Origin of the sequence: Proteus sp. TSJ240517, assembly GCF_047921575.1 — a bacterium.
GTDB lineage: Bacteria > Pseudomonadota > Gammaproteobacteria > Enterobacterales > Enterobacteriaceae > Proteus.
The window spans coordinates 19,495-44,578 of sequence record NZ_JBLRMH010000003.1 but is presented as its reverse complement, the minus strand read 5'-3'; the positions used below and the strand labels follow the sequence as shown (position 1 = coordinate 44,578).

The window sequence follows — 25,084 nt, the reverse complement described above, 5'->3', positions numbered from 1 at the left end:
TTTATTGTCTTTTTGCTCTAACTCTTTCCAAGATATCTCGCAATTGTCTTGAAAAAGTTATGCAAACAGTGGCTTTCATTGAGATCAATAGTTGTGGCTATTAGACAAAATCAGCTATGCTATGCAAGTCTTAATTTCATAATAGCGGTTACCCTCCGGTAGCCATTAATTCACCATAGGATTATCGGTGCCATGCAAGAACAATATCGTCCCGAAGATATAGAGCAAACTATCCAGGAACACTGGGAAAAGAACAATACATTTAAAGTGACAGAAGATAATAACAAAGAAAAATATTACTGCCTGTCAATGCTACCTTATCCTTCTGGCCGACTACACATGGGACACGTCCGTAACTACACCATTGGTGACGTGATTTCCCGTTATCAACGTATGCTAGGTAAAAACGTCTTACAGCCTATTGGTTGGGATGCGTTTGGCTTACCAGCAGAAGGTGCCGCAGTAAAAAATAAAACCGCCCCTGCACCATGGACTTACGAAAACATCAATTACATGAAAAACCAGTTAAAAAAACTGGGTTTTGGTTACGATTGGGATCGTGAAGTCACTACCTGTACACCAGAATATTATCGCTGGGAACAGTGGTTTTTTACTAAGTTATATGAAAAAGGCTTAGTTTATAAAAAGACCTCTGCTGTTAACTGGTGCCCACACGACTTAACAGTTTTAGCCAACGAACAAGTTATCGATGGCTGCTGCTGGCGTTGTGATACCCCTGTTGAGCGTAAAGAAATCCCACAGTGGTTTATCAAAATTACCGAGTATGCCGAAGAGCTGTTAAACGATTTAGATACGTTAGATGAGTGGCCTGAACAAGTTAAGACCATGCAACGTAACTGGATTGGTCGCTCTGAAGGTGTCGAAATTAAATTTGATGTTGCTGACAGCAACGACACAATGACCGTTTATACAACGCGTCCAGATACATTTATGGGTGTCACTTATGTTGCAGTTGCAGCAGGTCACCCATTAGCGCAAAAAGCTGCTCAAAATAATCCTGAAATTCAACAATTCATTGATGAATGCCGTAACATGAAAATGGCAGAAGCCGATATGGCAACAATGGAGAAAAAAGGGATTGCAACAGGCCTTTACGCTATTCACCCATTAACTAAAGAAAAAGTCGCTATTTGGGTTGCTAACTTTGTCTTAATGGAATACGGCACGGGTGCTGTAATGGCGGTTCCAGGTCATGATGAACGTGACTGGGAATTTGCAACTAAATACAATTTACCAATTAAAGCTGTTATTGCAGATGCTGAAGGTAACCAACCAGATGTCTCTGCCAGTGTATTCACTGAAAGAAATAGCCTGATTAACTCTGGTGAATTCACAGGTCTTGATAACCAAGCTGGCTTTAACGCTATTGCTGATAAACTGGCACAAATGGGTGTTGGTGAGCGCAAAGTTAACTACCGTTTACGTGACTGGGGTGTTTCTCGTCAACGTTACTGGGGTGCGCCAATTCCAATGGCGACTTTAGAAGACGGCACTGTTGTTCCTGTTCCTGAAGATCAACTGCCAGTTATCCTGCCAGAAGATGTCAAAATGGACGGGATCACTAGCCCAATCAAAGCAGATCCTGAGTGGGCAAAAACCACAATTAATGGTCAACCTGCGCTGCGTGAAACGGATACTTTTGACACCTTTATGGAATCTTCTTGGTATTACGCTCGTTATACCTGCCCTGATTACGATAAAGGCATGTTAGATCCTAAAGCAGCTAACTATTGGTTACCTGTTGACTGGTATATTGGTGGTATTGAACACGCCATCATGCACTTAATGTATTTCCGCTTCTTCCATAAACTGATGCGTGATGCCGGTTTAGTAAACTCGGATGAACCAGCAAAACGCTTACTGTGCCAAGGCATGGTATTAGCGGATGCGTTCTATCACACTGGTGAAGATGGTGCTCGCCATTGGGTATCTCCTACTGAAGCGATTGTTGAACGTGATGAGAAAAATCGCATCATTAAAGCGACTGACAGCGAAGGTCATGAATTGACTTATGCTGGCATGAGCAAAATGTCTAAATCTAAAAATAACGGTATCGACCCACAAACTATGGTTGAACGTTATGGTGCAGATACCGTTCGTTTATTTATGATGTTTGCTGCTCCACCAGAATTAACACTGGAATGGCAAGAATCTAGCGTTGAAGGTGCAAACCGTTTCTTACGTCGTTTATGGCGTTTAGTTCACGAGCACACTCAAAAAGGAGCGACACAGTCTCTTGATCTTTCTACACTGACAGAAGAACAAAAAGATTTACGTCGTGACTTACATAAAACGATTGCGAAAGTATCTGATGACGTAGGTCGTCGTTTAGCCTTTAACACCGCGATTGCTGCCATTATGGAGTTAATGAATAAATTAACTCGTGCAACACAAGAAACAGAACAAGATCGTGCATTAATGCAAGAAGCATTAGAAGCGATTGTTCGTATGCTTTCTCCAATCATTCCTCATGCATGTTTTGTTATGTGGCAAGCATTAGGTGGCAAAGAAGACGTTGATGTTGCGCCATGGCCTGTTGCTGATGAAGAAGCCATGATTGATGACACTAAACTGATTATCGTTCAAGTGAATGGTAAAGTTCGTGGTCGTGTTACTGTTCCGGCTAATTCAGAAAAAGAATATGTTCAGGAAATGGCGACAAAAGAGTACAGTGTTGCAAAATACTTGGAAGATGTGGCTATTCGTAAAGTCATCTATGTTCCAGGCAAATTACTGAACATCGTTGTTGGCTGATAAGGAGGCCTAGTGCGATATCTATTTTCGCTATTTTTCGGTTTGGCGGTGTTAATCACCGCTGGCTGTGGTTTTCACCTTCAAGGTAAAACTCAGGTTCCAGCAGAATTAAAAACGCTTTATCTTAGCTCTGGTGACCCTTATGGCCCATTATCTCGAGTAATGCGTCAACAACTTAGACTTAGTGGTGTTCAGCTTGTTGAGGATCCAACAGCCAATATCCCTATTCTTAAAATTGTCGGCTCATCAGAAAGTAAAGAAACCGTATCTGTGTATCAAGACGGTAAATCAGCAGAACGTCAGTTAACATTTGTGCTTGATGCGCAAGTGATTATGCCTGATGGTACGATTTACCCAATTTCATCACAGGTTTCACGCCCATTCTTCGATAACCCATTAGAAGCATTAGCGAAAGATGCTGAAAATGACATTATCAAGCAAGAGATGCGTGAACAAGCGACAGCAATATTAGTGCGTAAATTATTGGTTGTTCACAACGCTGAACGCCAAAAAGCCGTACAAGCTGAGCAGGCAAAACAGATAATCTCACCAGCCAAATGATCCGCTTATATCCAGAACAACTGAATGCGCAGCTCCAAGAGGGGCTGCGCCAAAGTTACCTACTCTGGGGTAATGAACCTCTATTACTCCAAGAGTCTCAAGATGCTATTCAATCCGTCGCTAAATCCCAAGGATTTATCGAGCATTATCAATTTACCCTTGATAATAATACAGACTGGAATGAAATTTACTCGCTTTGTCAATCGCTAAGCCTTTTTTCTCAAAGACAATCTCTTTTACTGCATTTACCTGAAAATGGCCCCAATGCAGCGATGTCAGAGAAACTCACTCGCCTATCTCAAGAATTGCATCAAGATTTATTGTTGATTTTACGTGGCAATAAACTCACAAAAGCGCAAGAAAACAGTGAATGGTTTAAAACATTAAGCCAACATGGAACCTATGTTTCTTGTCTGACACCTGAGCTTGATAAATTACCTACTTGGGTTGCGCGTCGAGCAAAACAAAAAGGGTTAGCGCTGGATGAACAAGGTAATCAATTACTTTGCTACTGTTATGAAGGAAATTTACTAGCACTAGCACAAGCCATCGAGCGCCTTTCGCTGTTGTACCCTGACGGTAAATTAACGCTCCCAAGAGTCGAAGCGGCGGTCAATGACGCGTCACATTTTACCCCTTATCACTGGGTTGATGCATTACTTGCAGGGAAAACACAACGTGCATGGCATATATTGCAACAACTCAAAAGAGAAGACTCTGAACCTGTTATTTTACTCAGAACTTTACAACGTGAGTTAATGCAGCTGATTACGCTACATCGTGAATCTAAAACAGCTTCATTAAAAACGATTTTTGATAAACATCGAATTTGGCAAAACCGACGCCCAATATTCACAGCAGCACTACAACGTTTATCTGAACATCAATTGCTGACAGCAATACGATTACTTGCAACAATTGAAATTACTATTAAGCAAGATTACGGACAGACAGTTTGGCCCTCGCTCAGTGCTCTGGGCTTATTACTTTGTGGAAAAGCACTACCAGAAGGATTTGTCAGTCATGCCTAGAACCAATCACTCAACACCTTTAATTAACCAAGCCATCGCTTTATATGGTGGTACATTTGATCCTATTCATTATGGGCATTTGCGTCCTGTTGAAGCACTCTCAGGATTAATTGGTTTAAAAGAAGTGATTTGGTTACCTAACAATATTCCTCCTCATCGCCCTCAACCAGAAGCATCCTCTCAACAACGTCTTGAAATGGTGCGTCTTGCGCTTGAGCCGTATTCCTCCTTTAAAGTGGATACCCGCGAGCTTGAAAAACCAACCCCCTCTTATAGCATCGAGACATTAAGAGACTTCAGACAAGAAATTGGCGAGAAACAACCTTTAGCCTTTATTATTGGTCAAGATTCATTGCTTTCAATAAATACGTGGCACAAATGGGAAAGTTTATTAGACGTGTGTCATTTATTAGTTTGTGCTCGTCCTGGTTATCAAACTCATTTTGAATCAGCGCAAATGCAAGCATGGTTGGAAAAGCACCAAACCAAACAGCAAGAAGATATTCATTGCTTACCCGCAGGTAAAATATTCCTCGCTGACACACCACTTTATAATATTTCAGCGACAGACATTCGAGCTCGCCACAAAGCAGGTTTAGATTGCCACGATTTGCTACCCAACTCCGTTGAAAACTATATTCGCCAACAACAACTTTATAAATAACGTATTCTTTTTAAAGTTGTTCTCTTAAATAATTAAAAGCAGATGGATAAGGCGAAAAATAGCGTTGGTTAATCAAATAGTCATCGGGGTAAATGGTTAACCAATATTGGAGTAAATCATAAGGTTTAGAGAAAGGCACGACACCTTGACGATATAGCAAAATTGTCTGTGATATTTCTTGTTTCTGTTGCGAACTCAGATCTCGCTTAAAGTACCCAGCCATATGCATTAATGCATTAGTTTGTCCTTCTCGACTTGGTGCAACACTTAATGCCTTCATTAACTTTTGTTGATATTTAGATGCAATTTCATCAAGAGAGATTTCGTCAGAAAGATTAGCGATATAACGCCCTAATTCACGATAAGCCACTTGTGAATAAGCCATAATTAAATATTTATATCGACTATGAAATTTAATCAAAGCCCCTTTACTTAATGATTGATTAACCTGTTGTTGATAATCGCATAGTGCAAAGAATTGAGTAAGAAAGTGATCGAGAACAATAGGCTGCAAAAGTTGCTCAAGACTTAATTGAGGTAAAATAAAACTTGATGGCGAAACAAGTCTGTCCCCTTCTTTTCCGATATAACCATAAATCGGCAACGGATGATCTCTGTTTTGGAAATCTATCCGCATAATGCCTATTTTTTCATCTTTAACGACACGACAAAGTAACGCTAACTTTTCTTGTAATTGGCGATCGCTGTTACTCACAATTTCTGAAGATAGACCGAGATAATTTTCTTTTCTTTCCATTCTTTTTCTCTCTAACTAAAAAGTATGAGTATTAGTCTGTATAATCTAAACGTAACAAAGTCAAAACACGCTAATTAGGTGTTTAATCAGCATTGACAGACGAGGTTTAGCTGTTATTCTCACCCTCTGTTCCCTTAAGGGAACTGTAAGGTAAAACTGTCGTCTAAACGAAAAAGTTCTTATCTGCCTTCTTTTTGTTATTTATTATGACGCAGTTAATGGGCATATATGAATTTTTCTAAATCAAACGTCGAAAAACAAGAAAATGAGATTTATGTTCTTGTTATTGCTAACTGGAATTAATCATCCAGTAAAATAGATTTATTGGTATAAATTCCTTTAAAATAGCATTCATATTCTAAATAATTTGAGATGCAGTTAGACAACAAGTGGAGTAAGTCGCTAGGCATATGCCACAGTATATAACTAGTGCGAATAAATGTAGTCAACAACGCTGCAACTTGAAGTATCACGAGTATGTTATTTTTCGATTGAATTAACTCATTAGATTAAAGGTGATCCTTTTGCAAGGCTCTGAATTACAGCAATTTATTATTGATAAACTTGAAGATTCTAAAGCTCAAGACATTATTGCATTAGATGTCCGCGGAAAATCAAGTGTAACTGATTACATGATTATTTGTACGGGTACATCAAGCAGACACCTCATGTCTGTTGCAGATAATCTCGTTGATGATTGCCGCGAAGCGGGATTACAACCTTTAGGTGTTGAAGGACAAGGCGTTTCTGACTGGATTGTCGTTGATCTTGGTGAAGCCATGGTACACGTCATGCAAGAAGATAGTCGCCGTATGTACGAACTTGAAAAACTCTGGAGCTGAGTTTGAAATTACAGCTCATTGCCGTTGGTACAAAAATGCCGGACTGGATACAGACCGGCTTTATGGATTATCTTAATCGATTCCCAAAAGACATGCCTTTAGAACTTATCGAGATCCCCGCAGGTAAGCGTGGGAAGAATGCGGATATTAAACGTATTCTCGAAAAAGAAGGTGAACAAATGTTAGCAGCAGTAGGTAAAGGAAATCGTATCGTCACTCTCGATATTCCTGGCGCTCGCTGGGATACGCCAAAACTTGCAGAACAACTTGAACGATGGAAGCTTGATGGTAGAAATGTCAGCTTACTCATTGGTGGCCCCGAAGGATTAGCACCCGCTTGTAAAGCTGCGGCTGAACAAAGCTGGTCTTTATCTCCTTTAACAATGCCACACCCCCTTGTTCGTGTCGTGGTTGCAGAAAGCCTTTATCGAGCATGGAGCATTACCACAAACCATCCTTATCATCGTGAATAATCAATAAATTGGCGGGTCAGTAAGTGAAGTCAAATGGGATGAAAAGAAAAAAACGTACCCCGTTTCGAGATTATACTGCGGAATCAAAGCTATTTATCCGTCGTGTGATTGTCGCATTTTCAGTAATTATTATATTGAGTGGAGTTTTGGTTTTTAACCTCAATCACTTACAGATCGCTCGCCATGATGATTATCAAACACGTTCAAATGATAACCGAATTAAATTAGTACCGATTGCTCCCAGCAGAGGCATTATTTACGACCGCAAAGGTATCCCTCTTGCGCTCAATCGTACTATCTATCAATTAGAAGTTGTGCCTGAGAAGGTAACAAACTTACAAGAAACACTTGAAAGTTTAAGGGATGTCGTTGACTTAACGGACGAAGATATTGCTGCATTTGAAAAAGAGCGCAAGCGCTCACGTCGATTTAGTTCTATTGCCTTAAAAACAACATTAAGCCAAGTACAAGTCGCACGTTTCGCTATCAATCAATACCGTTATCCTGGCTTAGAAATTAAAGGCTATCAACGTCGCTATTATCCTTATGGTTCAGCATTAACGCATGTAATTGGTTATGTCGCAAAAATTAACGATAAGGATGTTGAACGCCTTGATAAAGAAGGTTTATCACCTAACTATGCTGCGACTCATGATATCGGCAAGTTAGGCATCGAACGTTATTATGAGTCTGTTTTGCACGGTACAACAGGCTATGAAGAGGTTGAAGTTAATAGTCGTGGTCGAGTTATTCGCCAGTTACACGAGCAACCTCCACAGGCAGGTAAAGATATCTATCTTACCATCGACCTTGAACTGCAAACCTATATTGAAACATTACTCACCACAAGCCGAGCTGCGGTTGTAGTAACCGATCCTCGCAATGGTGAGATTTTAGCGCTTGTATCGAACCCTAGTTATGATCCTAACTTATTTGTTGGTGGGATTTCGAACAGCGAATATCAAGGGTTACTAAATAATCCAGATAGACCGTTGATCAACCGTACAACCCAAGGTCTTTATCCACCTGCATCAACCGTAAAGCCGTTTATGTCTGTTGCTGCATTAAGTGAAGGTGTAATCACAGCCAATACAACAATTCATGATCCCGGCTGGTGGCAACTTCCTGGCTCTGAAAAACGTTATCGAGATTGGAAACGTTGGGGACATGGAAAACTTAATGTTACAAAATCTATCGTAGAATCTGCGGATACCTTCTTCTACCAAGTTGCTTATGATATGGGAATTGATCGTATATCAACTTGGATGGGGCGCTTTGGTTATGGCGAATATACAGGTATTGATCTATCCGAAGAACGCAATGGCATCATGCCAACGCGTGAGTGGAAACAGCAACGTTATAAAAAGCCTTGGTATCAAGGTGACACGATCCCCGTAGGGATTGGGCAAGGTTATTGGACAGCAACGCCAATTCAAATGGCGAAAGCTTTAATGACATTGATTAATGATGGTCAAGTTAAAACCCCTCACCTACTTTACGGTACAAAACTTGGCAATGAAATGTTGCCTTATGTTGATACCGAAACACGCCAAATTGGCGATATCAACTCAGGTTATTGGGAATTAGCAAAACACGGTATGTATGGTGTGGCTAACTTCCCTAATGGTACAGGTCGCCGAAGTTTTGCTGATGCGCCTTATAAAGTAGCAGCAAAATCGGGAACTGCACAGGTGTTTAGTTACGAAACCTACAATGCGAGCCAATTGGCTGAACATCTTCGTGACCACAAACTGATGATTGCCTTTGCGCCTTATGATAAGCCGACCGTAGCCATCTCTATTATCCTAGAAAATGGTGGCGCAGGCCCTTCTGTCGGTGATATTACAAGACAAATTCTTGACCACATTCTCCTTGGTGATAACAACACGGTATTGCCAGCTTCTCCACCAGCACCGCGTGGTTCAGAGGAATAATACTCATGACTGAAAATAATAAGAAAAAATCCTTCTGGACACGGATCCATATCGATCCTCTATTCTTACTTTGCATTATTGCTTTATTAGGATACAGCGCATTTATTATGTGGAGTGCCAGCGGGCAAGATCCAGAAATGATGCAACGTAAGTTAGGACAAATAGCAATGGGATTTATGGTCATGATCATCATGGCACAAATCCCTCCCCGAGTTTATGAAAGTTGGGCGCCTCATCTCTTTTTCTTTTGCGTTATCTTATTGATCCTCGTTGATGTTTTCGGACAAATCAGCAAGGGAGCACAACGCTGGCTCGATTTAGGTATTGTACGTTTTCAGCCCTCAGAAATTGCTAAAATTGCCGTTCCTTTGATGGTGGCGCGATTTATGAATCGAGATGTGTGCCCACCTACGTTACGTAATACCGCCATTGCTCTGGTCATTATTTTTGTTCCAACATTATTAGTTGCAGCTCAGCCCGATTTGGGGACATCCATCCTTGTTGCTGCTTCAGGGCTATTTGTTCTTTTCCTTGCTGGAATGAGCTGGCGTCTTATTACTATCGCAATTGTACTTGTTGCCGCCTTTATCCCCATACTTTGGTTTTTCCTCATGCATGATTACCAGCAAGCACGGGTAATGATGCTTCTGGACCCCGAATCAGACCCGCTTGGCGCAGGATATCATATCATCCAATCTAAAATTGCCATTGGTTCTGGTGGATTACATGGAAAAGGATGGTTACAAGGCACTCAATCTCAATTAGAATTCTTACCAGAGCGCCATACAGACTTTATTTTTGCTGTATTGGCTGAAGAACTCGGATTAATTGGTGTTTTGATACTACTGACTCTCTATGTACTCTTAATCGCGCGAGGCCTTTACCTTGCGACGAAAGCACAAAATACATTTGGTAGAGTAATGATTGGCGGGTTAATGCTAATTTTCTTTGTCTATGTTTTTGTCAACATAGGAATGGTGAGTGGCATCCTTCCTGTTGTGGGGGTTCCGTTACCGCTGATGAGTTATGGAGGCTCCGCCCTTATTGTGTTAATGGCAGGGTTTGGTATCGTGATGTCAATTCATACACACCGAAAACTACTATCGAAAAGTTTATAATGAGGTTTTTATGCGTCTGCAATGGGTTTTGATTGGTATCAGTGCATTGCTACTGTCAGGGTGTGTTATTGATAAGCAGAATACCAATAAACAGCCAGCACCATTACCCAATGTGCCAGCTCAACGTGTTCTCGGTGCAGAGCCTCGTTACGAGCCTTATCACCCTACGGCAAATCAAGATTACCGAAAAAATGGGGTGGTTTACCGTATTGTGACTGATCCTGCAAACTTCAGTGAACGAGGAGAAGCGGTTGTCTATGATAGTTTAGCGATGAGTCGTTTAACTACCATTGGTGAGCGCGTAAATCCCTATGAATTTGCCGCTGCGCATCCTACATTACCGATCCCAAGCTATGCGAAAATCACAAACTTGCTCAATGGGCGCACAATGGTTGTACGTATTAACGACCGAGGCCCCTATGTTAATGGAAAACAAATCCAAGTTACGCCAGCGGTTTCTGATAGCTTACGTTTAATGCCGACAACTCCATTGCTTATTGAAGGAATTGTTGTTGACCAAACTGGCCATATGAGTGGTATTGGTACACATGGTGCGCAGATAGAGAAAAAAACAACGGCATTACCTGAGCGTCCTAATTTTAATGCTCAACCAGCAACGCCAGCGCCATTAGCGACATCAACGCCTACCAACAACAATATGCCAGTTGAGCCACCTGCTCCAACGCCAGTTCCAGCCCAAACTACAACGCCAGCGCCAGTTCCAATGCCCGCTCCAGTAGAGACAGAAACAAAAGCGCCAAAACCAGTATTATCCTCAAATTCCATAGCACAAGGCTTTTATGTTCAAGTCGGTGCTCTCAGTAATGAAAATAACGCACAACGTTGGCTAGATGATTTAGCATCATCAGTTAGTACCCAAGGTGTGATCAATAAAACAGATGGATTATATAAAGTGCAACTCGGCCCTTATTCATCTAAGGATCAAGCCGAAGTGATAAAAAGCAAGCTGAAACAAGTTAAAGATATCACTGGGTTTATTATTACCCAATAAAGGATAATTTTACGTAAAATCCTTTTTATATCAGCAAATTCAAGCGTAGAATCGTCTGGGTTTGCTGATATTTTATTTATCAGTCCCTATTTTTCCCTGAATTTTCGGATTAAACAAACAGAATGAAACAGATACTCCCAGCAAAATTACTAAGAACAAGCCTATTAAGTGCCACTTTTGCTTTACTCACAGTAAGTCATCAAAGTATTGCGGAAGATTCCCTAAAAACAATGATACCCGCTGTTCCTAGTATCGAAGCCGAATCTTATATTCTTATTGATTATAATTCTGGGAAAGTACTGGCTGAAATGAATGCCGATGTTCGCCGTGATCCTGCAAGTTTAACCAAGATGATGACCAGCTATGTTATCGGTCAATCTATTCGTGCAGGTAAAATCTCTAATAGCGATATCGTACCCATTGGTGAAGAAGCATGGGCAACGGGTAATCCTGTTTTTCGTGGCTCTTCTTTAATGTTCTTAAAACCGGGTGATCAAGTTACAGTTGCACAGTTAACTCGCGGCATTAACTTACAATCAGGTAATGATGCTTGTGTCGCAATGGCCTCTTATGTTGCGGGCAGCCAAGATACGTTTGTGACCATGATGAACGATTACGTTAAACGCCTAGGTTTACAAAATACACAATTCCAAACCGTTCATGGTCTTGATGCCCCAGGACAATACAGCTCGGCTCGCGATATGGCGCTAATTGGTGCGGCATTAATTCGTGATGTACCTGATGAGTATGCTATCTATAAAGAAAAAGAGTACACCTACAACAATATCCGCCAAACTAACCGAAATGGTTTGTTGTGGGATACCAGTTTAAACGTTGATGGTATTAAAACAGGCCATACTGCATCTGCTGGCTATAACCTTGTCGCTTCTGCAACTGAAGGCGATATGCGTTTAATTTCTGCGGTTATGGGTGGTCACTCATCTAAAGGTCGTGATGCCGAAAGTAAAAAATTACTCACTTGGGGTTTCCGTTTCTTTGAAACCGTAAAACCATTGCAAGTGGGTAAAGAATTCGCTGCTGAGCCTATCTGGTATGGCGAAACAGATAAAGTACAATTAGGGGTAGATAAAGATGTTTATTTAACTATTCCTCGTGGTCGTTTAAAAGATTTAAAAGCAAGCTATGTTCTTGATAATGTAGAATTACATGCACCAGTGACCAAAAACCAAGTTGTGGGAACAATTAATTTCCAACTTGATGGTCAAGTTATTGAACAACGTCCGCTTGTTGTGATGAATGAAGTAAAAGAAGGTGGCTTCTTTAGTCGTATTATCGACTACATCAAATTATTATTCTCACACTGGTTTGGCTAAGGCTTGAAAAAGGTAAATGTGACCACATATAACTATTATCTAGATATTGGCACAAACACATTTACCATTTCCATATTTACCCTAATTACCAGTATCGCATTCCTTATTATTTAAGGAATGCGCTTTTTATTTGCTAAGATTAGGTGTAGACATAAATTATTAAAACAACAGCACCTGTTGTCTTAAGGAATTACATTATGATGAAAACAAAATTAAACGAACTGTTAGAGTTCCCATGTTCTTTCACTTATAAAGTGATGGGTCACGCAAAACCAGAATTAGTGGATCAAGTCGTTGAAGTTATTCAACGCCACGCTCCTGGTGATTACACACCTTCAGTGAAACCAAGTAGCAAAGGTAATTACCACTCTGTTTCTATTACCATCAACGCAACTCATATCGATCAAGTAGAAACGTTATATAAAGAATTAGGTGAACTTGAACTGGTACGTATGGTTCTGTAATCTCTTCTTTTAATAGATAACTTTTTAAAAGCGCCTTTTATCATTAAGGCGCTTTTTCTTATTCTGCATCCCTTCATTTTTAATCCTACCGAGGAAAAAAAACATCTCAATCTGGTAGTTCATTTACTGGAGCGTTATACTGCTCTTCACAATTACGCTACAAATGAAGATTTTCACGGTGCAAGACAAGACAATCATTATTCGCCAATTAGGTGTGAAACCCTATTTACCGGTTTCTGATTCTATGCATCAGTTTACGGAAAAACGGGAAAGTCACACACCTGATGAAATATGGCTCGTTCAACATGAACAGGTTTTTACCCAAGGCCAAGCAGGTAAAGCTGAACACTTATTAAATACGGGGTCTATTCCTGTTATTCAATCTGATCGTGGTGGTCAAGTGACTTATCATGGCCCTGGTCAACAAGTAATGTATGTTTTAATTGATTTAAAACGCAATCATGTAGGTGTTCGTCAATTAGTCACTGCTCTTGAAAACACCGTTATTGATACGCTAGCGGAGTTTAATGTAGAAGCTTATGCTCGTGTTGATGCGCCCGGCGTTTATGTAAAGGGTGATAAAATTTGCTCTTTAGGATTACGCATTCGTAAAGGTTGCTCCTTTCATGGACTTGCGCTCAATATCGATATGGATTTATCCCCTTTTGCACGAATAAATCCTTGTGGTTATTCTGATCTAAAAATGACGCAGTTAATTGATTTTGCACCAAATACGACAACGACACAGGTAGCACCGTTATTAGTTAAGCATTTTTGTACACAACTAGGATTCCAACCACAGCAATAAAAATGCTATAATTTTTTTAACATTTGTCATATTTTTTTAAAACCCTGATTACCTCAGTCACATCGTGTTAATCACTCTAGATAACTGGAACTGGCACAATTATGAGTAAACCTATTCAGATGGAACGCGGAGTTAAATATCGCGACGCCGATAAAATGGCACTTATTCCTGTTAAAACAGTCGCTACAGAACGTGAACAACTGCTACGCAAACCTGATTGGATGAAAATAAAGTTACCCGCTGACTCAAGTAAAATTCAGGGTATCAAAGCAGCAATGCGTAAAAATGGTCTTCATTCCGTCTGTGAAGAAGCCTCTTGTCCTAACCTTGCAGAATGCTTTAACCACGGAACAGCAACCTTTATGATCTTAGGCGCGATCTGTACACGCCGTTGCCCATTCTGCGATGTTGCTCATGGCCGCCCAAATGCCCCCGATCCGCAAGAGCCAGAAAAACTCGCTCAGACGATTAAAGATATGGGGTTACGCTACGTCGTAATTACTTCCGTAGACCGCGATGATTTACGTGATGGCGGTGCTCAACATTTTGCTGATTGTATTGCTGCGATTCGTGCAAAAAATCCAACGATCCGTATTGAAACATTAGTCCCTGACTTCCGTGGTCGTATGGATAAAGCACTTGAGATCCTCACAGACACACCACCTGATGTCTTCAACCATAACTTAGAGAACGTTCCTCGCGTTTATCGTCAAGTACGCCCAGGTGCTAACTATCAATGGTCATTGACATTGTTAGAGCGTTTTAAGCAAGCTCACCCTGATATTCCTACTAAGTCGGGTTTAATGGTCGGCCTTGGGGAAACCAACGAAGAAATTATTGACGTTATGCGTGATCTGCGTAAACATGGGGTAACGATGCTGACATTAGGGCAATATTTACAGCCAAGTCGTCACCATCTTCCTGTTCAACGCTACGTCAGTCCTGATGAGTTTGAATATATGAAAGAGCAAGCACTTGCGATGGGCTTTACCCATGCAGCTTGTGGGCCGTTTGTTCGCTCGTCTTATCATGCTGATCTTCAAGCTCAGGGGATTGAGGTTAAATAACAATTAATCTCTCATGCTTAACATTGCAATTGCTGTATTTATAGGTGGTGGTTTAGGTAGCGTATTGCGCTGGCTGATTAGTTACCGCCTAAATTCTATTTTTCCTCATTTTGCTACAGGCACCTTTATTGCTAACTGTATTGGTGCTTTTATTATTGCCTTTGGTATCGCTTGGTTTAGCAAAGCGCCACATATTGATCCTATTTGGAAAATTATGCTAACTACGGGCTTTTGTGGCGGTCTGACAACATTTTCAACCTTTTCTGTCGAAGTTGTCGCACTCTTAACTGAAGGAAAGATAGGATGGGCATTAAGTACGATGGGTGCTAACTTGGCGGGTTCATTTTTAATGACCGCATTTGCGTTTTGGTTACTACGAGAGATGTAATACTCGGAATGTAAAAAATCGTTAAAAAACAGGTTTTGCTCTAGGTATATAAAAACCGGTTAAAAAACAGGTTTTGCTCTAGAAATATAAAAACCCGTTAAAAAACGGGTTTTTACTGTCTCAAAGAAGTCGTTAATTAGATAGCGACAACGTTTGCAGCAGATGGCCCTTTCGCGCCGTCAGTAACTTCAAACTCTACTTTTTGACCTTCAGCAAGGGTTTTAAAGCCTTCTGATGTAATAGCGGAAAAGTGTACAAATACATCTTTGCTGCCATCTTCTGGAGTGATAAAACCAAAACCTTTAGTTTCGTTAAACCACTTAACGTTACCTTTTAATTTAGACATCAAGTTTACCTTTAAAATAGAAAATAAACGCAAGCGTTTTGCGTTGGCTATAGTAAAACAAAAATGATGATTCCCTGTCCACAGTCTAGATCACGAAACTCACATTTTTTTTCTGCCAAATGATTAATATTCAGACAAATCCCATGCCTTAACGCATAGTTCACTTAAGAAACAATACTTAATACTTACAATCTGAACTATTCATCAATTTCTACTTTTTCATAGTGAAGTAGCCAACGCTTAATATCTAATCCACCAGTATAGCCGACCAACTTACCGTTATGACCAATCACTCGGTGGCAAGGAATAATTAAAGAAATTGGATTGCGCGAGTTTGCCATTCCTACCGCTCTGCAATAATTGATCGAACCTAATGTAAGCGCTAATTTTTTATAGCTCCAAATTTCACCATAAGGGATTGTCTGTAATGTCTTCCAAACACGGCTTTGAAATTCAGTTCCTTCAGGCGCTAATGGCACTGAAAACGTCGTGCGTTTACCCGCAAAATACTCTTTTAATTGTTGCATACATTGCTTAATCACGGGGCTTGTGTTTACAGCAACCTCTTTATCATTCACAAAATAGAGACTTGTGATCCCTTTTTCATTTGCAGTGATAGAGATATAGGGTTTTGGAAAGCCTTTCGGTGCATCGAGATAGTCTTGGTACATAATGTTTTCTCTGCTGATTTGTCTTTAATAACAAGATTAAATCATGCTTGATTGGTAAAGCAATCATCTAATTACTCGTATATCTAATAAAAATTGATCAATCGAGCGATCTAAAAATAAAATTAATTCACTAACTATTTAATTTTAATGATAATCATTATCAAAAATGAAAATCACCATATATTGTGTGGTTGAAAATAAATAAATCTATATATAGTATTTAAGGACTTCTCATTATGGATGTGAAAACAGACGCATCCATATTTTTATAAGGGTTATTTTTATGTCTGTTATCCTCTATACCAAACCGAATTGCGTTCAATGCAGTGCCACAGAACGCGCCTTAAAACAGAAAAATATTCCGTTTGTTGCAGTTGATCTCACCAAAGATACACAAGCCCTCGCTCACATTGTTTCTATGGGATATCGCCAAGTACCTGTAGTTGTTCACGGTGAACAACATTGGTCGGGTTTCTGCCCTGATAAAATCAGACAGATCACGCTCTAAAGGAGCATCTCATGCAAACTGCACCTTTGATCTATTTTTCAAGTCGTTCTGAAAACTGCCATCGCTTTGTACAAAAGCTCAATTTAAAGGCGACCAGAATTATTGAAGATGAAACCTTGCTTGCAACACAACCTTTTGTGTTGCTTTGCCCAACTTATGGCGGTGGCGGTACTAAAGGTGCAGTGCCTAAAGCGGTTATTCAGTTTTTAAATATTCCTGAAAACCGTCAATTAATACGTGGAGTCATTGCTTCTGGAAATACTAACTTTGGTGCAGCTTACGGATTAGCAGGCGATATTATTGCACAAAAATGCCAAATCCCTTTTTTGTATCGATTTGAATTATTAGGTACGCCAGAAGATGTAAACCGCGTAAAAACAGGTTTAAGCACATTTTGGTCAAGCCTTACTGACCAATGCGTCACGAGATAATTAACATGACACAATCAACAGAACAACTGGATTACCATGCATTGAATGCCATGCTAAATCTCTATGATGAGCAAGGTAATATTCAGTTTGATAAAGACAAATTAGCGACACACCATTTTTTTCGTCAGCATGTAAATCAAAACACAGTATTTTTTCATGATCTAAGAGAAAAATTAGAATTCTTAGTTCAACAACACTATTACGAATCTCAAGTGTTAGAACAGTATGAATTTGCCTTTATCAAACAGCTATTCAAACATGCTTATAGTAAAAAGTTTCGCTTTCAATCGTTCCTTGGCGCTTTTAAGTATTACACCAGTTACACCTTAAAAACATTTGATGGCGAGCGCTACCTTGAGCGCTATGAAGATCGCGTTTGCATGGTGGCTCTCACGCTTGCACAGGGTGATACTGATCTTGCACTTCATCTTGTTGATGAAATCATTAGTGGCCGTTTTCAACCCGCAACACCGACTTTTTTAAATTGTGGAAAGCAACAGCGTGGTGAATTGGTTTCCTGCTTTCTACTGCGTATAGAAGATAATATGGAGTCTATCGGTCGTTCGGTAAATTCCGCATTACAACTTTCTAAACGTGGTGGTGGCGTTGCATTTTTGCTGACTAATTTACGTGAAGCTGGTGCCCCCATTAAACGTATAGAGAATCAATCTTCTGGCGTTGTTCCTGTTATGAAGATGCTTGAAGATGCTTTTTCCTATGCCAATCAGTTAGGCGCAAGACAAGGAGCTGGTGCTGTTTATCTTCATGCACATCATCCAGATATTTACCATTTTCTTGATACAAAAAGAGAAAATGCGGATGAAAAAGTGCGAATAAAAACCCTCTCTTTAGGCGTTGTTATCCCTGATATCACATTTGAATTAGCGAAACGCAATGAAGATATGTATCTCTTCTCACCTTATGATGTACAGCGTGTTTATGGCGTACCTATGTCAGAGATCAGTATTAGTGAAAAATACAGTGAAATGGTGAATAACGCGCAAATTCGTAAGAAAAAAATTAAAGCGAGAGAGTTTTTCCAAACACTTGCCGAAATTCAATTTGAATCTGGCTATCCTTATATCATGTTTGAAGATGCAGTAAATCGCGCCAATCCTATCGCTGGTAGAATTAACATGAGCAATCTTTGCTCTGAAATCTTACAAGTCAACAGCGCAAGTGAGTATCACCCTGACTTAAGTTATCGCCATATCGGTCATGATATCAGTTGTAACTTAGGTTCTATGAATATTGCTATGGCAATGGACTCACCTAACTTTGCACATACCGTCAGCACTGCAATTAGGGCATTAAGTAATGTCTCTGAAATGACGAAAATTGAGTCCGTTCCTTCTATTGAAAAAGGTAATCTCGCTTCTCATGCCATTGGTTTAGGGCAAATGAATTTACATGGCTACTTAGCCCGTGAAGGAATTTATTATGGCTCTGAGGAAGCGTTAGATTTTACTAATATCTATTTTTATACCGTCACTTACTATGCGTTATTAGCTTCAAATCAATTAGCGATTAAGAAAAAGCAGCACTTTAAAGGCTTTGAAAATTCAAAATACGCAACGGGTGAATATTTTAATAAATATGTATCACAACAGTGGTTGCCTAAAACTCAAAAAGTCCACCAGCTATTTAGCCAATCTAATATTCATATTCCAACACAGGAAGATTGGCAGACTCTCAAGCAATCTATTATGACGCATGGGATCTATAATCAAAACTTACAAGCAATACCACCGACAGGGTCTATTTCCTATATTAACCATTCTACATCAAGTATTCATCCTATTGCCGCGCCAATAGAGATCAGAAAAGAAGGTAAGATTGGGCGAGTTTATTACCCTGCACCCTTTATGACCAATGAAAACCGTCAATATTATCAAGATGCATATGAAATTGGAGCTGAGAAAATTATCGATACCTATGCCGAAGCTTCACAACATATCGATCAAGGGTTATCACTGACGTTGTTCTTTTCTGATGAAGCCACAACAAGAGATATTAACAAAGCGCAAATTTACGCATGGCGTAAAGGTATTAAAACCTTGTATTACATACGTATTCGACAATCTGCATTAGCAGGTACTGAAATCAAAGGCTGTGTTTCGTGCGCACTTTAATAATAACAATAAGGAGAACATAGCATGTCATCACCTTTATTAAGCCACGTTAATGCGATTAACTGGAATCGCATTGAAGATGAAAAAGATTTAGAAGTTTGGAACCGTTTAACCATGAATTTTTGGTTACCTGAAAAAATTCCACTCTCTAATGATATTCCCTCATGGAACACGCTGACTCAAGCTGAAAAACAACTGACGATCCGTGTTTTCACAGGGTTAACTTTGCTTGATACGATCCAAAACACCGTAGGCGCACCTACTTTAATGCCAGATGCACTCACGCCTCATGAAGAAGCAGTATTATCTAATATCTGTTTTATGGAAGCGGTTCATGCTCGTTCTTACAGTTCGATATTTTCTACACTCTGCTTAACAACCGATGTCGATGAGGCATACCGTTGGAGTGAGGAAAATCCTTACTTACAAAAGAAAGCAGAAATTATTTTGCGTTATTATCAAGATAAAGATCCTTTAAAGAAAAAAATCGCCAGCGTCTTTTTAGAATCCTTTTTATTTTATTCAGGATTCTATTTACCAATGTATTGGTCAAGTCGAGGGAAATTAACCAATACAGCTGATTTAATTCGTCTTATTATTAGGGATGAAGCCGTTCATGGTTATTATATTGGCTATAAATTTCAAAATCAGTTATTAAATAAATCAGAATTAGAAAAACAAGATATTAAAGATTTTGCTTTCTCATTATTATTAGATTTATATGACAATGAAGTGAAATATACCGAAGATCTTTACGACACTGTAGGTTGGACAGAAGACGTCAAAAAATTTCTTCATTATAATGCAAATAAAGCATTAATGAATTTAGGGTATGAAGCTTTATTCCCTGATGAAATAACTGATGTCAGTCCTGCAATTCTTTCTTCATTATCACCAGATGCAAATGAAAATCACGATTTCTTCTCTGGTTCAGGCTCATCTTATGTTATTGGAAAAACCATTAACACTGAAGACGATGATTGGGATTTTTAAGGTTTATTAGCCTAGTTGAAGTTAAGATAAATAACACAATACATTCAATTTAATTATGTATCATATATAAAACATAATACACTGAAAAATATAGACTATTTTTTGGTGTATTTTTATTTGTTCACTAAACAATCTAATTGATTGATTTTTGCCGTTCAATATTGTCAAAAAATCAATTTTTTTCGAATAATTTTAGCTTACATTAAGTAGATAGAGCTAATAATAAGATAACAAACATTAATTTAACTAATGCATTATGATTTTTTTTCATTTAATTTTCATCTCTTTTTCCCTTTTATTTTGATATTGAGTTTTCATTTTTATTGAGATCCTAATCAAAATAACAATATCTCTAAAAATAAAGTTATTTCAGTTAGTTAGAAGATAATATCTCTTTTAATAAATTTTATTTATTTCACTTTATTTAATTATTAATCATATTAAAAATAAAGAAAAAACAGCCAAATTATTTAATTAATTATAATTAACATAGGGTTGTCAGACTCAATCATTGTGGTAGGGTATTTCTCTTACTAAAATTCTTATTTAGGAAAAATAACAACACTTATTTATTAATATTTAATTTATTCCTTTCAATATTTAAATAGGAAACACTATATTGCATGGCAATTAAACTCGAAGTAAAAAATCTCTACAAGGTATTTGGCGAGCACCCTAAACGCGCTTTTGAATTATTAGAATCAGGTATGAATAAAGATCAGATTTTTGATAAAACAGGGCTTACGGTGGGCGTTCAAAATGCAAATCTGGCAATTGAAGAAGGCGAAATATTTGTCATCATGGGGTTATCTGGTTCAGGTAAATCCACTCTAGTCCGCCTTCTCAATCGTCTGATCTCTCCGACAAAGGGAGAGGTGCTTATTGATGGTGAAAATATTGCCACCATGTCAGATAAAGAATTACGACAAGTTCGTCGTAAAAAAATCAGTATGGTGTTTCAGTCATTTGCATTGATGCCTCATATGAATGTGCTTGATAACACTGCATTTGGAATGGATCTCGCGGGGTTAAGCAAAGATGAGCGTTATAAAAAAGCGATGGATGCCTTAGAGCAAGTCAACTTGGGTAGTTACGCAAACTCTTGGCCTGATGAGCTTTCTGGTGGGATGCGTCAACGTATCGGCCTTGCGCGTGCGCTTGCTAATGATCCTGATATTTTGTTAATGGATGAAGCCTTTTCAGCACTCGACCCGTTAATTCGTACTGAAATGCAAGATGAGTTATTAAGCTTACAAGGCGATAAACAGCGAACCATTGTCTTTATCTCTCATGATCTGGATGAAGCGATGCGTATTGGTGACCGAATTGCCATTATGCAAGGTGGCGTTGTTGTCCAAACGGGAACACCAGATGAGATACTCAACAATCCAGCAAACGATTATGTGCGTACGTTTTTCCGTGGTGTTGATATTAGCCACGTATTTAGTGCAAAAGATATAGCCAAACGTCGCCCAGAAACCTTACTGCATGTTGCGCCCGGTTTTGGTCCTCGATCTGCATTAAAAGTACTCGAAGATGAAGATAGAAACTTTGGCTATCTCATTGAACGAGGAAGAAAATTTGTTGGTATTGTTTCAGTCACATCTCTTGAAGAGGCACTCAAGAATAAACAACCTATTGAGTCAGCTATTTTACCTGAGCCTTGTGCCATTAATGGTGATACACCGTTAAACGAGCTGATTTCAACGGTTGCACAATCTCCCTGTGCAATTCCTGTTATTGATGAAAAAAACCGTTATATCGGCTTAATTTCTAAAGGAATGTTACTACAAGCACTGGATAAGGAGACGCCAAATGAGTAATACAACAGATCAAAATACAGTTTTGGATACAAAGATCCAAGAGGCTGCGACAAACGAAACTGCACAAGAGACAACCAATCACGTAAATGATGATCCTTGGGCAACAACAGATACTAGCGCAACAGAAAGCGATCCTTGGAGCAGTGCTGACAGTATATCAACAGATACCGATCCGTGGGGTGCAGGCAGTGGTACTGACAATATTGACACCTCATCCGCTGGCAGTGATTGGCTAGATGCCGCACCAACGGATGTCGCACCCGATTCTTTCAATCTTATGGATCCGTTTCACAATACGCTGATCCCATTAGATTCATGGGTTACCGATGCGATTGACTGGATTGTGTTGCACTTTCGCCCTGTTTTCCAAGGTATTCGTGTACCAGTTGATTTGGTATTAAGTGGTTTTGAAAATTTCTTAACCTCAATGCCAGCACCTATCGCCATTATTCTGTTTTCTCTGATTGCATGGCAACTTTCAGGCAAAGTCATGGGTGTCGCATCCTTTATCTCATTAATCTTAATTGGTGCGATTGGTGCTTGGTCTGAAGCTATGGTTACCCTTGCATTGGTACTCACTTCATTACTGTTTTGTCTTATTATCGGGCTCCCATTAGGAATATGGTTAGCTAACAGTGATAGAGCATCCAAAATTATTCGGCCTTTACTGGATGCAATGCAGACAACACCTGCGTTTGTCTACTTAGTGCCTATTGTCATGTTATTTGGTATTGGTAACGTACCCGGCGTTGTGGTCACCATTATTTTTGCCTTACCTCCAATTGTGAGATTGACTATTTTAGGGATCAAACAAGTTCCTGAAGATTTAATTGAAGCAGCACAATCATTTGGTGCAAATCCTCGTCAAATGCTGTTTAAAGTGCAATTGCCACTCGCCATGCCAACGATTATGGCTGGTGTAAACCAAACACTGATGTTAGCGCTTTCAATGGTTGTTATTGCATCAATGATAGCCGTTGGTGGATTAGGTCAAATGGTATTACGCGGTATAGGTCGCCTTGATATGGGACTTGCTGCCGTAGGAGGTGCAGGTATTGTTATCCTCGCCATTATTCTTGACCGATTAACACAATCTTTAGGTCAAAACAGCCGTCATAAAGGCAATCGATGCTGGTATATGACAGGGCCTATCGGTTTAATTTGTCGACTCTTTGGCAAAAAAGCATCGTAATAAATATTTTCACTATTTATTTAAAATCAGTATCAAAAATCAATAAAGAACAACACGTTCAATCAATACAAGAAATAGAGGCGACAGTTCGCTGTCGCTATTTATCTCTTACCATCACAACAGAAGGAAAAACTATGCGTAATCCAGTTATCTGGGCAACAGTATTGTCCGCCACACTGATAAGCACCCAGTTATCCGCTGCTGATTTGCCTGGAAAAGGGATTTCGGTTCAACCCGTGCAAAGTACGATTTCTGAAGAAACCTTTCAAACGTTAATCGTCAATAAAGCACTAGAACAATTAGGTTACACTGTTCAGCCAATTAAAGAAGTTGACTATAACGTTGCTTATTCCTCTATCGCCAATGGTGATGCAACTTTTATGGCAGTCAGTTGGGTTCCTCTTCATAATTCACAATATGCAGCGGCAGGAGGTGATAATACCTTTTATCGTAAAGGGGATTATGTCGTTAATGCAGCTCAAGGTTACTTGATTGATAAAAAAACAGCAGAGAAATATAACATTACGAATATTGAGCAATTAAAAGATCCTAAAATTGCCAAATTATTTGATGCCAATGGTGATGGCAAAGCTGATTTAACAGGTTGTAATCCGGGATGGGGTTGTGAAGAAGCGATCAACAACCACTTAAAAGCTTATGGATTAGAAAAATCTGTTACACATAACCAAGGCAATTACGCGGCAATGATGGCAGATACCATTACTCGCTATAAAGAAGGCAAACCCATTTTTTATTACACATGGACGCCTTACTGGATAAGTGATGTATTAAAACCGGGTAAAGATGTTGTTTGGTTACAAGTCCCTTTCTCTTCGTTACCAGGTGATGATAAAACCGATACCACATTAGCAAATGGTAAAAACTACGGCTTTCCACCAAGTACTATGCATATTGCAGCAAATAAAAAATGGGCTGAAGAAAATCCCGCTGCGGCAAAACTCTTTGAAGTCATGAAAGTGTCTGTTGCCGATATTAATGCGCAAAACTTGCGTATGCATAATGGTCAAAAATCACAAGCAGATATTGAACGTCATGCTAATGCATGGATCAAAGCACATCAAAAAACCTTTGATGGTTGGATTGAACAAGCTCAGGCTGCTGCAAAGTAATCAATAAATAATCTTAAATTAAGATTATCACAAAACAGGTCACATTATTGTGGCCTGTTTTCATTTATAAAAAACTAAAATTACATGTAATTAGGCAAAACGAGTTTATATAAAAATTAAAAGATCTTAATACAACTTTATTATTAAGATTATTCTTTTTATTAATGGTAAAGATATACCTGTCTTTCATTCTCTCGTTTATTCAATTATGATTATTCCTTTCTCCAGTTGGCATTTTCATTTTTATATTTATTATTTTAAATAAGGAATAAACTGTGTCTTACACTAACAAACCAGTACCTGAAGAAATTAAACGTTGGAACTGGGGTGCTTTCATGTTTAATATTATTTGGGGTTTCGGTAATAAATCCTATCTTCCATTATTAGTACTTGTTCCTTTACTTAATCTTGTTTGGATCTTTGTCTGTGGTATTAAAGGGAATGAATGGGCTTGGAAAAGTGGTGATTACGATTCTGTTGAAACCTTTATGAAAGTGCAAGAAACATGGAACAGAGCGGGCTTTATTTACTTTATTATTAGTATCATTATGGCTGTTCTTTTCTTTATTTTCTTCTTCACTACCATGATGGCAATGATTGCAACTTCTGCATCACACGGTTATTAATTCA

General features: G+C 39.1%; 25 protein-coding genes. 22 read left to right on the top strand and 3 right to left on the bottom strand.

Annotation, left to right across the window (positions count from 1 at the left end):
• The first annotated feature begins 192 nt into the window (after positions 1–192).
• The 4 genes from leuS to nadD are packed head-to-tail and all read left to right on the top strand — an operon-like array spanning position 193 to position 5,031.
• Entirely contained in the window at positions 193–2,775 is a 2,583-nt protein-coding gene (gene leuS / locus ACNARN_RS06500; protein WP_198620391.1) for a leucine--tRNA ligase, read from the top strand.
• Positions 2,776–2,787: 12 nt separating this feature from the next.
• On the top strand, positions 2,788–3,336 hold the full coding sequence (gene lptE, locus ACNARN_RS06495; RefSeq protein WP_198620390.1) for an LPS assembly lipoprotein LptE: 549 nt from the start codon (positions 2,788–2,790) through the stop codon (positions 3,334–3,336).
• Complete coding sequence (gene holA / locus ACNARN_RS06490) at positions 3,333–4,367, top strand: DNA polymerase III subunit delta (protein ID WP_198620389.1); 1,035 nt, start codon at positions 3,333–3,335, stop codon at positions 4,365–4,367. The genes lptE and holA overlap by 4 nt, the downstream gene beginning before the upstream one ends.
• Positions 4,360–5,031 (top strand): nicotinate-nucleotide adenylyltransferase, encoded by a 672-nt coding sequence (nadD, locus tag ACNARN_RS06485; RefSeq protein WP_198626106.1) that lies wholly within the window; start codon positions 4,360–4,362, stop codon positions 5,029–5,031. Before holA ends, nadD begins: the two co-directional genes overlap by 8 nt.
• 10 nt (positions 5,032–5,041) lie before the next feature.
• On the opposite strand, the gene ACNARN_RS06480 is transcribed toward nadD, so the two are convergent.
• The gene (locus tag ACNARN_RS06480; protein ID WP_416304257.1) at positions 5,042–5,788 is read right to left on the bottom strand and encodes a YbgA family protein; all 747 of its coding nucleotides are present in this window, start codon (positions 5,786–5,788) and stop codon (positions 5,042–5,044) included.
• A 515-nt stretch (positions 5,789–6,303) separates the two neighbouring features.
• Here ACNARN_RS06480 and rsfS point away from each other — a divergent pair.
• From rsfS to crcB, 10 genes are all read left to right on the top strand, one after another.
• The gene (gene rsfS, locus ACNARN_RS06475; RefSeq protein ID WP_006537732.1) at positions 6,304–6,630 is read left to right on the top strand and encodes a ribosome silencing factor; all 327 of its coding nucleotides are present in this window, start codon (positions 6,304–6,306) and stop codon (positions 6,628–6,630) included.
• 2 nt (positions 6,631–6,632) lie between these two features.
• Positions 6,633–7,103, top strand: coding sequence for a 23S rRNA (pseudouridine(1915)-N(3))-methyltransferase RlmH (gene rlmH, locus ACNARN_RS06470; protein ID WP_196748371.1), 471 nt, complete (start codon positions 6,633–6,635; stop codon positions 7,101–7,103).
• 38 nt (positions 7,104–7,141) lie between these two features.
• Positions 7,142–9,037, top strand: a complete 1,896-nt coding sequence (gene mrdA, locus ACNARN_RS06465) for a peptidoglycan DD-transpeptidase MrdA (protein WP_198620385.1) — start codon at positions 7,142–7,144, stop codon at positions 9,035–9,037.
• A gap of 5 nt (positions 9,038–9,042) precedes the next feature.
• Complete coding sequence (gene mrdB / locus ACNARN_RS06460; protein ID WP_198620384.1) at positions 9,043–10,155, top strand: peptidoglycan glycosyltransferase MrdB; 1,113 nt, start codon at positions 9,043–9,045, stop codon at positions 10,153–10,155.
• A 10-nt stretch (positions 10,156–10,165) separates the two neighbouring features.
• Positions 10,166–11,167 (top strand): endolytic peptidoglycan transglycosylase RlpA, encoded by a 1,002-nt coding sequence (gene rlpA / locus ACNARN_RS06455; RefSeq protein WP_416304256.1) that lies wholly within the window; start codon positions 10,166–10,168, stop codon positions 11,165–11,167.
• Positions 11,168–11,289: 122 nt separating this feature from the next.
• Complete coding sequence (gene dacA, locus ACNARN_RS06450; RefSeq protein ID WP_198620382.1) at positions 11,290–12,501, top strand: D-alanyl-D-alanine carboxypeptidase DacA; 1,212 nt, start codon at positions 11,290–11,292, stop codon at positions 12,499–12,501.
• A 200-nt stretch (positions 12,502–12,701) separates the two neighbouring features.
• Positions 12,702–12,965, top strand: a complete 264-nt coding sequence (ybeD, locus tag ACNARN_RS06445) for a DUF493 family protein YbeD (protein WP_036912266.1) — start codon at positions 12,702–12,704, stop codon at positions 12,963–12,965.
• Between the two features lie 163 nt (positions 12,966–13,128).
• Positions 13,129–13,773, top strand: coding sequence for a lipoyl(octanoyl) transferase LipB (gene lipB, locus ACNARN_RS06440; protein WP_109374076.1), 645 nt, complete (start codon positions 13,129–13,131; stop codon positions 13,771–13,773).
• 101 nt (positions 13,774–13,874) lie between these two features.
• A complete protein-coding gene (gene lipA, locus ACNARN_RS06435) occupies positions 13,875–14,840 on the top strand; it encodes a lipoyl synthase (protein ID WP_075671558.1) in 966 nt (321 codons plus the stop codon).
• Positions 14,841–14,853: 13 nt separating this feature from the next.
• Positions 14,854–15,228 (top strand): fluoride efflux transporter CrcB, encoded by a 375-nt coding sequence (gene crcB / locus ACNARN_RS06430; RefSeq protein WP_023581134.1) that lies wholly within the window; start codon positions 14,854–14,856, stop codon positions 15,226–15,228.
• Between the two features lie 136 nt (positions 15,229–15,364).
• On the opposite strand, the gene cspE is transcribed toward crcB, so the two are convergent.
• On the bottom strand, positions 15,365–15,574 hold the full coding sequence (gene cspE / locus ACNARN_RS06425; protein ID WP_023581133.1) for a transcription antiterminator/RNA stability regulator CspE: 210 nt from the start codon (positions 15,572–15,574) through the stop codon (positions 15,365–15,367).
• Positions 15,575–15,771: 197 nt separating this feature from the next.
• Entirely contained in the window at positions 15,772–16,245 is a 474-nt protein-coding gene (locus tag ACNARN_RS06420) for a methylated-DNA--[protein]-cysteine S-methyltransferase (RefSeq protein WP_198626103.1), read from the bottom strand.
• Between the two features lie 283 nt (positions 16,246–16,528).
• On the opposite strand from ACNARN_RS06420, the gene nrdH reads away from it, so the two are divergent.
• The 8 genes from nrdH (at position 16,529) to ACNARN_RS06380 (ending at position 25,080) form a co-directional block, all read left to right on the top strand.
• Entirely contained in the window at positions 16,529–16,753 is a 225-nt protein-coding gene (gene nrdH, locus ACNARN_RS06415) for a glutaredoxin-like protein NrdH (RefSeq protein ID WP_023581131.1), read from the top strand.
• An 11-nt stretch (positions 16,754–16,764) separates the two neighbouring features.
• Positions 16,765–17,184: a class Ib ribonucleoside-diphosphate reductase assembly flavoprotein NrdI gene (nrdI, locus tag ACNARN_RS06410; protein ID WP_198620379.1), complete on the top strand. Its 420-nt coding sequence runs from the start codon at positions 16,765–16,767 to the stop codon at positions 17,182–17,184.
• A 5-nt stretch (positions 17,185–17,189) separates the two neighbouring features.
• Positions 17,190–19,316, top strand: coding sequence for a class 1b ribonucleoside-diphosphate reductase subunit alpha (gene nrdE, locus ACNARN_RS06405; RefSeq protein ID WP_416304255.1), 2,127 nt, complete (start codon positions 17,190–17,192; stop codon positions 19,314–19,316).
• Between the two features lie 24 nt (positions 19,317–19,340).
• Positions 19,341–20,309: a class 1b ribonucleoside-diphosphate reductase subunit beta gene (gene nrdF / locus ACNARN_RS06400; protein ID WP_196534186.1), complete on the top strand. Its 969-nt coding sequence runs from the start codon at positions 19,341–19,343 to the stop codon at positions 20,307–20,309.
• A 623-nt stretch (positions 20,310–20,932) separates the two neighbouring features.
• A complete protein-coding gene (gene proV / locus ACNARN_RS06395; protein ID WP_100159403.1) occupies positions 20,933–22,132 on the top strand; it encodes a glycine betaine/L-proline ABC transporter ATP-binding protein ProV in 1,200 nt (399 codons plus the stop codon).
• Positions 22,125–23,324 (top strand): glycine betaine/L-proline ABC transporter permease ProW, encoded by a 1,200-nt coding sequence (gene proW, locus ACNARN_RS06390; RefSeq protein ID WP_416304254.1) that lies wholly within the window; start codon positions 22,125–22,127, stop codon positions 23,322–23,324. The genes proV and proW overlap by 8 nt, the downstream gene beginning before the upstream one ends.
• A gap of 134 nt (positions 23,325–23,458) precedes the next feature.
• On the top strand, positions 23,459–24,454 hold the full coding sequence (gene proX / locus ACNARN_RS06385) for a glycine betaine/L-proline ABC transporter substrate-binding protein ProX (RefSeq protein ID WP_075671542.1): 996 nt from the start codon (positions 23,459–23,461) through the stop codon (positions 24,452–24,454).
• A gap of 275 nt (positions 24,455–24,729) precedes the next feature.
• Positions 24,730–25,080: a ribonuclease G gene (locus ACNARN_RS06380; RefSeq protein ID WP_198620374.1), complete on the top strand. Its 351-nt coding sequence runs from the start codon at positions 24,730–24,732 to the stop codon at positions 25,078–25,080.
• The last annotated feature ends 4 nt before the right edge of the window (positions 25,081–25,084 follow it).

Coding starts and splice junctions, on each gene's coding strand:
- leuS (WP_198620391.1), top strand. CDS start 193: ATGCAAGAACAATATCGTCCCGAAGATATAGAGCAAACTATCCAGGAA.
- holA (WP_198620389.1), top strand. CDS start 3,333: ATGATCCGCTTATATCCAGAACAACTGAATGCGCAGCTCCAAGAGGGG.
- nadD (WP_198626106.1), top strand. CDS start 4,360: ATGCCTAGAACCAATCACTCAACACCTTTAATTAACCAAGCCATCGCT.
- ACNARN_RS06480 (WP_416304257.1), bottom strand. CDS start 5,788: ATGGAAAGAAAAGAAAATTATCTCGGTCTATCTTCAGAAATTGTGAGT.
- mrdA (WP_198620385.1), top strand. CDS start 7,142: ATGAAAAGAAAAAAACGTACCCCGTTTCGAGATTATACTGCGGAATCA.
- mrdB (WP_198620384.1), top strand. CDS start 9,043: ATGACTGAAAATAATAAGAAAAAATCCTTCTGGACACGGATCCATATC.
- rlpA (WP_416304256.1), top strand. CDS start 10,166: ATGCGTCTGCAATGGGTTTTGATTGGTATCAGTGCATTGCTACTGTCA.
- dacA (WP_198620382.1), top strand. CDS start 11,290: ATGAAACAGATACTCCCAGCAAAATTACTAAGAACAAGCCTATTAAGT.
- ybeD (WP_036912266.1), top strand. CDS start 12,702: ATGAAAACAAAATTAAACGAACTGTTAGAGTTCCCATGTTCTTTCACT.
- lipB (WP_109374076.1), top strand. CDS start 13,129: ATGAAGATTTTCACGGTGCAAGACAAGACAATCATTATTCGCCAATTA.
- lipA (WP_075671558.1), top strand. CDS start 13,875: ATGAGTAAACCTATTCAGATGGAACGCGGAGTTAAATATCGCGACGCC.
- crcB (WP_023581134.1), top strand. CDS start 14,854: ATGCTTAACATTGCAATTGCTGTATTTATAGGTGGTGGTTTAGGTAGC.
- cspE (WP_023581133.1), bottom strand. CDS start 15,574: ATGTCTAAATTAAAAGGTAACGTTAAGTGGTTTAACGAAACTAAAGGT.
- ACNARN_RS06420 (WP_198626103.1), bottom strand. CDS start 16,245: ATGTACCAAGACTATCTCGATGCACCGAAAGGCTTTCCAAAACCCTAT.
- nrdH (WP_023581131.1), top strand. CDS start 16,529: ATGTCTGTTATCCTCTATACCAAACCGAATTGCGTTCAATGCAGTGCC.
- nrdI (WP_198620379.1), top strand. CDS start 16,765: ATGCAAACTGCACCTTTGATCTATTTTTCAAGTCGTTCTGAAAACTGC.
- nrdE (WP_416304255.1), top strand. CDS start 17,190: ATGACACAATCAACAGAACAACTGGATTACCATGCATTGAATGCCATG.
- nrdF (WP_196534186.1), top strand. CDS start 19,341: ATGTCATCACCTTTATTAAGCCACGTTAATGCGATTAACTGGAATCGC.
- proV (WP_100159403.1), top strand. CDS start 20,933: ATGGCAATTAAACTCGAAGTAAAAAATCTCTACAAGGTATTTGGCGAG.
- proW (WP_416304254.1), top strand. CDS start 22,125: ATGAGTAATACAACAGATCAAAATACAGTTTTGGATACAAAGATCCAA.
- proX (WP_075671542.1), top strand. CDS start 23,459: ATGCGTAATCCAGTTATCTGGGCAACAGTATTGTCCGCCACACTGATA.